Genomic DNA, 2,129 nt, shown 5'->3' on the forward strand with positions numbered 1-2,129 from the left:
GCAATGCCGGAAAGTTATGTGAAGTTGCCGTTTGTCAAGCACCTGACGGCGGCGGTGTGTCGAGGCGGTGGGCCGGGAGAACGGGACGGGCCCTCCGGAAGTTGAGTCGTCGACCAAGACAGACCAACACCGGAGGTCCCGTTGACGGACCAGTGTGGCACGACGACGCTGACACAGACCTTCACGACCGCCCGCGGAGTGTTCGCTCCGGGGCATCTCGGCGCCCTGACCCGATATCTCCCCTTCGAACTGGTCGACGATGCCCTTGACCGGCCAGGCCGCCGGGGGCGGACGCGTACGGTGCCGGCCCGGGTGGCGGTGTACTTCGTGCTGGCGCTGACCCTGTTCCCCGACGCTTCCTACGGCCGAGTGTGGGACACCCTGGCCGGAGCGTTGCGGCAGGCAGGACGCCTCGTGGCGTCGGTGACTGCGGCAGGTCTGGCCTGTGCGCGTCGGCGGGTGGGACCGGACCCGCTACGGGAGCTGTTCGAGGTTGTGGCAGGTCCGCTGGGGCGCCCGTGCACGAGAGGCGTGTCCTGGCGGGGTCTGCGCACGGTCGCGTTCGACGGCTGCCGGTCCACCCGCGTCCCCGAGACCAGCGACAACGTGGCCTGGCTGGGCCGGTACAAAGTCGCCGCCGGGGTGGCCGCCTACCCGCTGCTGGCAGTGATGGCCTTGGCCGAGACAGGGACGCGATCTCTGCTCGGTGCGGTCGTCGGCCCGTATCGCGGCGAGGTGGAGGCTGCCTTGCAGCTGGTCGGCCACCTGCGGCAGGACATGCTGGTGCTCGCCGACCGCGGATTCGACGCGAACGCCTTCATCCGCGCCGTGCACGCCTCGAAGGCGGCGCTGCTGCTGCGGATCTGCTCCTCGCGCAGGCCCGCCGTGCTGCAGGTCCTCGCCGACGGCTCCTTCCTGTCGGTCATCGCGGGGGTTCCGGTCCGTGTCATCGCCGCGACCGTCACCGTCACCTGCGCGGACGGCAGCACGCATCGGGGCGAGTACCGGCTGGTGACCACGCTGACCGATGCGCGCCGCCACCCGGCCGAAGACCTGCTGGCCCTCTACCATGAGCGGTGGGAGATCGAGGTGACGTTCCTGGCGATCCGTCACACCATGCTCAAGGGCCGCGTACTGCGCTCGGGTGACCCTCAGGGCCTGCGCCAGGAGATGTGGGCACTGCTGACGGTCCACCAGCTTTTGCGGATGGCGATGCTGGACGCCACCGATGCCGTGCCCGGATGTGATCCGGACCGGGCCTGCTTCACCGCGGCCTTGGTCGCCGCCCGCGACAGCGTCACCCGTGGCGCCGCCATCGTGCCCGACGCCGGAAGCGAGCTGACCGGCCCGATCACCGAGGCGGTCACCGGCGCCCTGCTGCCACCGCGACGACCACGGATCAGCGCCCGCACCGTCAAGGGCGTCTCCGCTCGTTACGGACACCGCCGGTCCGACGAGGACCGCCCTTGCGTCAGCACCCCAGTCACGTCCCTCGACATCATCGTCCACTCCCCTCAGCAGGACACTCCCGTCCCGGCACCGACAGCAGCCCCGCCCGGCCGGCCCGGCCAGAACCCGGCCCCGCAGCAGGACCCGCCTGTGACGGCCCAGACGCTGCTGCCGCCCGCGGTCCCGATGCACACCAGCAGGCTCGAGGATGTGCTCGCCGCGATGGGCACCGCTCCGGAGCGTGAGTGGCGGGCCATCGAACTGGCCACCCTGCTACGGCTGGACCGCGGCGACCTGACCGGCGGGCTGATCCGGTGGTCCAGGCGCCAGATCCTTATCAAGACCGGACCGGCCACCTTCAAGATCCCGGACGGACCGCCGCGGCCCTCCAAGCTCGCCGTCCACCCTGAAGACGTCCTCGCGGTCATGGCCACCGATCCTCACCGCCCCTGGCACGCCCGTGAGATCACCGCTGCGCTGAACACCGTCAAACACAGCACCCTCGCACAACACCTCAGCGCCTGGGCACGCAAGAACCTGCTGGTCAAGACTGCGCCCGCAACCTACCGACTCCCCGAACAGCCAGTGCCGACCGCCCCCGCGAGGCCGCTCGCCGCCACGAACACACCGACTGCAGAGCTGCTTGACAAACCAGAATGAATCATAACTTTCCGGCATTG

General features: G+C 69.9%; 1 protein-coding gene. It reads left to right on the forward strand.

Annotation, left to right across the window (positions count from 1 at the left end; translation table 11 throughout):
- Window positions 1–141: 141 nt before the first annotated feature.
- Complete coding sequence (locus tag AB0I73_RS41115; protein WP_363045488.1) at window positions 142–2,109, forward strand: IS4 family transposase; 1,968 nt, start codon at window positions 142–144, stop codon at window positions 2,107–2,109.
- Window positions 2,110–2,129: the final 20 nt, after the last annotated feature.

It is taken from the genome of Streptomyces sp. NPDC050388, from assembly GCF_040655635.1.
In the GTDB taxonomy this organism is placed as follows: domain Bacteria; phylum Actinomycetota; class Actinomycetes; order Streptomycetales; family Streptomycetaceae; genus Streptomyces.